Source organism: Pararhizobium sp. (genome assembly GCF_035497515.1).
Classification (GTDB): Bacteria; Pseudomonadota; Alphaproteobacteria; order Rhizobiales; family Rhizobiaceae; genus Pararhizobium.
In genome coordinates, this window is sequence record NZ_DATJDJ010000154.1 from 1 (window position 1) to 6,977 (window position 6,977).

The window sequence follows — 6,977 nt, forward strand, 5'->3', positions numbered from 1 at the left end:
AGACCGTTCGGCAGGCCCTTGTCGCCGTTGCCGGCCATCGACAGCCAGGCGTCGGTGAAGCGCCAGCCGAGCGACGGGTCCTTCTTGCCGTAGTCCATGTGGCCATAGACCTTCTTGCCGTCCACTTCGCGACCGGTGAAGAATTCGGCGATGTCTTCATAAGCCGACCAGTTGACCGGAACGCCGAGATCGTAGCCGTACTTCGCCTTGAAGTCCGCCTTGTTCTTCTCGTCGTTGAACCAGTCGTACCGGAACCAGTAGAGGTTGGCGAACTGCTGGTCGGGCAGCTGGTAGAGGTCGCCGTCTGGAGCGGTCGTGAACTTGGTGCCGATGAAGTCCGCGAGGTCGAGGCCGGGGTTGGTCACGTCCTTGCCTTCGTTGGCCATCCACTTGGTCAGCGAACGGGCCTGCTGGTAGCGCCAATGGGTGCCGATCAGGTCCGAGTCGTTGACATAGGCGTCGTAGATGTTCTCGCCCGTCTGCATCTGGGTCTGCAGCTTTTCGACGACATCGCCTTCGCCGATCAGGTCATGCGTGACCTTGATGCCGGTGATCGCGGTAAACGCTGCAGCCAGGGTCTTGGATTCGTATTCGTGCGTTGTCAGTGTTTCGGAAGCAACCTTGATATCCATGCCGGCAAAAGGCTTTGCTGCATCGATGAACCATTGCATTTCCGCTTCCTGGCCTGCGCGGTCGAGCGTCGACAAGTCGCCGATTTCCTTGTCGAGGAACTGTTTCGCCTCGTCCATGCCCGCGAATGCGGAGCCGGTAAAGGCCAGAAGCATGACTGCTGTCGTTGTTAAAAGATGCCGTCGCATAGATGTCCTCCCTTAAAGGTTTTGCGATTGCAGTGTCGGACGGCCCGGTTCCTCCCTGGCTGTCCGTTTCGTAATCTTGTCTCAGACCAGCTTGAACACCCCAATGGCGTACACGACGGAAAGAGCAAGAGCCCACCACACGTTGGGACCGACAAGTCCCAGCCATGCGAGATGAATGAAGGCGCTGCCGAGCAGCGAGACGAACAGCCGGTCTCCGCGCGTCGTCTCGAAACGCAGGATGCCGACGCGCGGATTGCCGCCGGGGCTGGCATATTCCCAAACCGCCATCAGCGACAGGAGCGCGAAGATGGTGAGGAAGAACATGGCGCCGGGAAAGGACCATGCCATCCAGCCGCCGGGGATGAGCGGCGCGAACCAGTCGCGCGCGCCATCCTTGATCGGCAACGCCATGACAAGCAGGCCTGCAACGGCGGCATAGACGACAAGGACAGCTGCCAGCGCCAGAGGCCAGCGATTGGTGCGTTGGGTGACGGTGGCCATTAGACCCTCCCCAGGGCAAAGCCCTTGGCGATATAGTTGCGGACGAAATAGATGGTGCTGGGAATGATGGTCAGCACACCGGTGGCCGTTAGCGTCCGAGCTATCCAAAAGGAATTCATGTGGAAGCTCCTATTTCCACATTCTGATTGTGGGGCCTTGCCCAGCCGGAAAATTTGCGACTACTGTTCCGCGCCGAAGCAATTACACGTATCCAATGTTTTGCTTCATCGTAGTTTGAAACAGCTGACGCCGGCGCTCTAAGCTCCTCATTTTTCTGTAAAACGTTAGGCTCCGGAGTAAGCGTATTTGTCTTATTCGGCACTGGGACCAATTTCACAGAAGGCTTCCATCTACTTTTCTCGTCGAAAACCGCGCGCCCAATTTCTTTTCCCCAAATCCACCGCGACGTCCTAAACGATACTTCTATACTTTGGACAACAGTGGGGGATTTCCCCGTATTTGAGATAATCGCCAAAAAGGTTTTTGCCGAATTGTAATCTGTCTGTGATGGGCTGAAGACAATTACGCTTAACCTTGGCCCAGACAGTAACCATTGAAGAAAATTTGCGATAGCAATAGCTGTTGCCAACGCTGCGCCATAGATCGCTACCCAATCTAATTTCTCCATTAGACCCTCCCCAGGGCAAAGCCCTTGGCGATATAGTTTCTGACGAAATAGATGACGATGGCGCCCGGGATGATGGTGAGTACACCGGCCGCAGCCAGCACGCCCCAATCCATGCCCGATGCAGAGACCGTCCGCGTCATGATGGCGGCGATCGGCTTGGCGTCGGTCGTCGTCAGGGTGCGGGCAATCAGAAGCTCGACCCAGGAGAACATGAAGTTGAAGAAGGCGGCGACGCCGATGCCGGATGCAATGAGCGGGATATAGATCCGCAGGAAGAAGCGCGGGAACGAATAACCGTCGATATAGGCGGTTTCATCGATCTCCTTCGGCACGCCCGCCATGAAGCCTTGGAGGATCCAGATCGCTAGCGGCACGTTGAACAGGCAGTGTGCCAGTGCCACCGCGATATGCGTGTCGATCAGGCCGAAGGCCGAATAGAGCTGGAAGAAGGGCAGCGCGAAAACGGCCGGCGGCGCCATGCGGTTGGTCAGCAGCCAGAAGAACAGGTGCTTGTCGCCTAAGAAGCGATAGCGCGAGAAGGCATAGGCCGCCGGCAGCGCCACCGAAACCGAGATGACCGTGTTCATCACCACATAGATGATCGAATTGATATAGCCCTTGTACCAGGACGGATCGGTGAAGATCACCGCATAGTTCCGCAGGGTCGGCGCATGTGGATAGAGCGAGAATGTGCCGGTGATCTCGGTATTGGTCTTGAAGCTCATGTTGACGAGCCAGTAGATCGGCAACAACAGGAAGATGATGTAGAGCGTCGGCACCAGCCAGGAGAGGCTACGGTCGGACGTTTGGGTCGCGGTGGTCATTGTTTTTCCTCCCTCCGGCCGTCAGGTCTGCGCATCGCTGTTGGTCATCACGGTGTAGAATATCCATGAGAGCAGCAGGATGATCAGGAAGTAGATGAGGGACATGGCTGCGGCCGGCCCGAGGTCGAACTGGCCGATCGCCATCTTGACGAGATCGATCGACAGGAACGTGGTCGAGTTGCCGGGACCGCCGCCGGTGACGACGAAGGGCTCCGTATAGATCATGAAACTGTCCATGAAGCGCAGCAGGAAGGCGATGAGCAGGACGCGCTTCATCTTCGGCAATTGGATGTAGCGGAACACGGCCCAGCGCGAGGCGCCATCGATCTTGGCGGCCTGATAATAGGCATCCGGGATCGAGACGAGGCCGGCATAGCACAGCAGCACGACGAGGCTTGTCCAGTGCCAGACATCCATGACGATCAGTGTCACCCAGGCGTCGAAGACATTGTTGACATAGTTATAGGGAATGCCGAGTGCCGCCAGCGTATAGCCGAGCAGACCGATATCGACGCGGCCGAAGACCTGCCAGATGGTACCGACCACATTCCACGGAATGAGCAGTGGCAGCGACATCAGCACGAGGCAGACGGGCACACCCAGCCCCTTCTTCGGCATGTTGAGCGCGATCAGGATGCCCAGCGGAATTTCCAGCGTCAGGATGATCGCGGAAAAGAGCAGGTTGCGCCCAAGCGCCTCCCAGAAGCGGTCGGAATCCAGCACGTCGGAAAACCAGCCAACCCCGTTCCAGAAGAATTCGTTGTTGCCGAACGTATCTTGAACCGAATAGTTGACGACCGTCATCAGCGGGATGACCGCCGAGAAGGCGACCAGCACCAGCACCGGCAGGACCATGAACCAGGCCTTGTTGTTCCAGGTCTTTTCCATGATCAGGCCTCCGCACCAACGCGCCAGGAATCGGCGTAGATATTGATGGCATTGGGATCGAAGGTGATCTTCGGTTCCGAGGGAATTTCGCCGTCCTCATGAACGACGATTGCAATCGGCCGGTTGGCGAAGGAGGCGCGAACGATCTTCTGGCGACCGATATCCTCGACCTTGGAAATCGTCACCGGCATGCCCTCGCGGCCGAGGCGCACGAATTCCGGACGGATGCCGAGTTCCGTCTTGGCGCCGGCCGCGATCTTCGGCGTAAAGGAAAGCGCGATCTTCTGGCCGTCGAGATCGACGGACGAGCCGTCGATCTTCGCCGGCAGCACGTTCATGCCCGGAGAACCGATGAAATAGCCGACGAATGTATGCTTCGGCCGCTCGAAAAGCTCGGCAGGCGTACCGATCTGGACAATCTCGCCGTCATACATGACAACGACCTTGTCCGCGAAGGTGAGCGCTTCGGTCTGGTCATGGGTGACATAGACCATGGTGAAGCCGAACTGCTTGTGCAGCCGCTTCAGCTGCGACCGCAGCACCCACTTCATATGCGGGTCGATGACCGTCAGCGGCTCGTCGAACAGGATGGCGCTGACGTCGGAACGCACGAGGCCGCGGCCGAGCGAGATCTTCTGCTTCTGGTCGGCGGTCAGCCCCTGCGCCCTCTTTCTTGCCCAATCGGAAAGACCGATCATCTCGAGGATTTCCTTGACCCGGCGGGAGACCTCGGTTTCCGGAACGCGGCGATTGCGCAGCGGAAAGGCCAGGTTGTCATAGACCGTCATCGTGTCGTAGATGACCGGGAACTGGAACACCTGCGCGATATTGCGGTCCTGCGTCGACAGATTGGTGACGTCCTTGCCGTCGAACAGGATCTTGCCTTCCGACGGCTGCAGGAGACCCGATATGATGTTGAGCAGCGTGGTCTTGCCGCAGCCGGAAGGGCCGAGCAGCGCATAGGCGCCGCCATCGTTCCATTCGTGATGCACTTCCTTCAGCGAATAGTCCGAAGGTTTGTTCGGGTTCGGGCCGTAGGCGTGGCGGATATGATCGAGATTGATGCGTGCCATGATGTTCTCCTCACGCTCCCCGACCGGCTGAGCCGTCGATCGCGCGCCCGTCGGCACCGAAGGCCATCAGATGGCGCGTATCGACGAAAAGCTCGATCGCCGTGTCCGGCTCGATGTCGTGGATGCCGTGCTCCAGCATGACCCAGCGCGATCCGGCGCAGTCGACATGGATGAAGCTCTCGGAACCGGCGATTTCCGAAATGATGATCTTCGCCTTGAGCGGTGCAGCCGTTGCATGCGGGCGGACCAGCGAGAGATGATGCGGATGGAAGGCGATCGTGTAGGGGGCATCGGCAATGCCCGCCAGATGCTCCGGCACCGGCAGAACGGTGATGCCCTGGCGCTCGAAGACATTTCCGGCCTTGGTCAACTCGATCGTGTTGAGCGGCGGATCGGCGAAGGTCTTGGCCGTGACGATATCGATCGGCTTGCGATAGACGCCGATGGTCGCGCCGAACTGGCTGATACGGCCCTCGTTCAGCGTCGCCGTGTTGCCGCCGAGCAGCAGTGCTTCCCCCGGTTCCGTCGTCGCATAGACGAAGATCGAGCCGGATGCGGCAAACAGCTTCGGCAATTCCTCGCGCAGTTCCTCGCGTAGCTTGTAGTCGAGGTTGGCGAGCGGTTCGTCGAGCAGGACAAGGCTGGCATTCTTGACGATGGCGCGGGCAAGCGCCGTGCGTTGCTGCTGGCCACCGGACAGGTTGAGCGGCGTCCGCTCCAGATAGGGCGTTAGCTTCATCAGTTCGGCCGCCTTGCGAACCTCGCGGTCGATCGTCGCCGCGTCCTTGCCGGAAATCCGCATTGGCGAGGCGATGTTTTCATAGACGGTCATGGCCGGATAGTTGATGAACTGCTGGTAGACCATGGCGACGGAGCGATCCTGGACGCGCACGCCGGTCACGTCCTTGCCGTCGAAGATGATCTTGCCCGTCGTCGGCTTGTCGAGGCCCGCCATCAGCCGCATCAGCGACGTCTTGCCGGAGAGCGTCGGGCCCAGCAATACGTTGAGCGAGCCCCGCTCCAGCACAAGGTTCGTCGGATGGATATGCGTATCCGCCCCCGCGACCTTGCTTATGTTTTTCAGTTCCAGCATTTCTCAGGCTTCCTCCCAGCCATCGGCAGCGCCATCGAAGCGCCACCCTCAGGCAACGCTGCGGACAGTCTCCCGCATGTATTCCTCCAACCCGGCAGCTTCCGCCTGGGTCAATTTCAATCCCAGCTTGGTCCGGCGCCAAAGCACGTCCTCGGCGCGCCTTGCCCACTCCTGGGCGACCAGCCACCGCACCTCGACTTCGTAGAGATCAGCGCCGAACAGGCGCCCGAGATCCTCAGCCTTGCCGGCATTGCCAAGCAGGTTCGCCGCCAGCGTACCGTAGAGCCGCACCAACCGGCGCGCGTGACGCGCGGCCAGGAACGGATAGCGGCTCGAAAGCTTCGCGACTTCGGATTCGTAGGCCGTCGGCGCGAAATCGCCGCCCGGCAGCACGCTTCCGGCCGTCCATGGACGCCCCTTGGCGCCGATCGCATCGGCGATCTTCTCCAGCGCATGCTCGCCCAGCCGGCGATAGGTGGTCAGCTTGCCGCCAAAGACATTGAGCAGTGGCGCTTCGCCACTGTTGCCGTCGATCTTCAGGACATAATCCCGTGTCGCTTCCTGCGCCTTGGAGGCTCCGTCGTCGAACAGCGGTCGCACACCGGAATAGGTCCAGACGACATCGGACGGCTTGACGGCTTCAGAGAAATATTCGCTTGCCGCATTGCAGAGATAGTCGATCTCGCCCTCGGTGATCCGGATATCCTTCGGATCGCCGGTGAAATCATTGTCGGTCGTGCCGATCAGCGTGAAATCGGTCTCATAGGGGATGGCGAAGATGATGCGGTTGTCCGGGTTCTGGAAGAAATAGGCACGCGCATCTTCGAACTTCTTCTTCACGACGATATGGCTGCCCTGGACCAGGCGGACATTGTGGACATTGTTCTTGCGCACCGCGTTCGACAGCACGACATCCACCCACGGGCCAGCGGCATTGACCAGCAGGCGCGACCTGAAGGTACTGACGATGCCGGTCGCCGTATCCTCGACCTTGATTACCCAGACGGAACCCTCACGCACGGCCGACACCACGCGGCTGCGGGTCATGATATCAGCGCCCTTGAGCGCAGCATCCTTGGCATTGAGGACGACGAGGCGGGCGTCATCGACCCAGCCATCCGAATATTCGAAAGCCTTGGTGAACAGCGCCTT

8 protein-coding genes and 1 pseudogene are annotated in these 6,977 nt (G+C 59.4%); all 9 read right to left on the reverse strand.

Annotation, left to right across the window (positions count from 1 at the left end):
• Window positions 1-818, reverse strand: an 818-nt coding sequence (locus VL202_RS15505; protein ID WP_325464997.1) for an ABC transporter substrate-binding protein, incomplete at its 3' end; no start/stop codon positions are given.
• A gap of 81 nt (window positions 819-899) precedes the next feature.
• On the reverse strand, window positions 900-1,319 hold the full coding sequence (locus tag VL202_RS15510; protein WP_325464998.1) for a DUF2160 domain-containing protein: 420 nt from the start codon (window positions 1,317-1,319) through the stop codon (window positions 900-902).
• Window positions 1,319-1,411: pseudogene (locus tag VL202_RS15515) on the reverse strand (carbohydrate ABC transporter permease); the annotation flags it as partial. The gene VL202_RS15510 and the pseudogene VL202_RS15515, both read right to left, overlap by 1 nt.
• Window positions 1,412-1,434: 23 nt before the next feature.
• Window positions 1,435-1,947, reverse strand: coding sequence for a hypothetical protein (locus VL202_RS15520; protein ID WP_325464999.1), 513 nt, complete (start codon window positions 1,945-1,947; stop codon window positions 1,435-1,437).
• Window positions 1,947-2,771, reverse strand: coding sequence for a carbohydrate ABC transporter permease (locus VL202_RS15525; RefSeq protein WP_325465000.1), 825 nt, complete (start codon window positions 2,769-2,771; stop codon window positions 1,947-1,949). The genes VL202_RS15520 and VL202_RS15525 overlap by 1 nt, the downstream gene beginning before the upstream one ends.
• A 21-nt stretch (window positions 2,772-2,792) precedes the next feature.
• Window positions 2,793-3,659 (reverse strand): sugar ABC transporter permease, encoded by an 867-nt coding sequence (locus VL202_RS15530; RefSeq protein WP_325465001.1) that lies wholly within the window; start codon window positions 3,657-3,659, stop codon window positions 2,793-2,795.
• Between the two features lie 2 nt (window positions 3,660-3,661).
• Window positions 3,662-4,732, reverse strand: coding sequence for an ABC transporter ATP-binding protein (locus VL202_RS15535; RefSeq protein ID WP_325465002.1), 1,071 nt, complete (start codon window positions 4,730-4,732; stop codon window positions 3,662-3,664).
• Between the two features lie 10 nt (window positions 4,733-4,742).
• Window positions 4,743-5,825, reverse strand: coding sequence for an ABC transporter ATP-binding protein (locus VL202_RS15540; RefSeq protein WP_325465003.1), 1,083 nt, complete (start codon window positions 5,823-5,825; stop codon window positions 4,743-4,745).
• Between the two features lie 48 nt (window positions 5,826-5,873).
• A partial coding sequence (gene glpD, locus VL202_RS15545; RefSeq protein WP_325465004.1) for a glycerol-3-phosphate dehydrogenase occupies window positions 5,874-6,977 on the reverse strand: 1,104 nt, incomplete at its 5' end.

Excerpts from the sequence above, each read along its gene's own strand:
- VL202_RS15510 (WP_325464998.1), bottom strand. The coding sequence starts at position 1,319 with ATGGCCACCGTCACCCAACGCACCAATCGCTGGCCTCTGGCGCTGGCA.
- VL202_RS15520 (WP_325464999.1), bottom strand. The coding sequence starts at position 1,947 with ATGGAGAAATTAGATTGGGTAGCGATCTATGGCGCAGCGTTGGCAACA.
- VL202_RS15525 (WP_325465000.1), bottom strand. The coding sequence starts at position 2,771 with ATGACCACCGCGACCCAAACGTCCGACCGTAGCCTCTCCTGGCTGGTG.
- VL202_RS15530 (WP_325465001.1), bottom strand. The coding sequence starts at position 3,659 with ATGGAAAAGACCTGGAACAACAAGGCCTGGTTCATGGTCCTGCCGGTG.
- VL202_RS15535 (WP_325465002.1), bottom strand. The coding sequence starts at position 4,732 with ATGGCACGCATCAATCTCGATCATATCCGCCACGCCTACGGCCCGAAC.
- VL202_RS15540 (WP_325465003.1), bottom strand. The coding sequence starts at position 5,825 with ATGCTGGAACTGAAAAACATAAGCAAGGTCGCGGGGGCGGATACGCAT.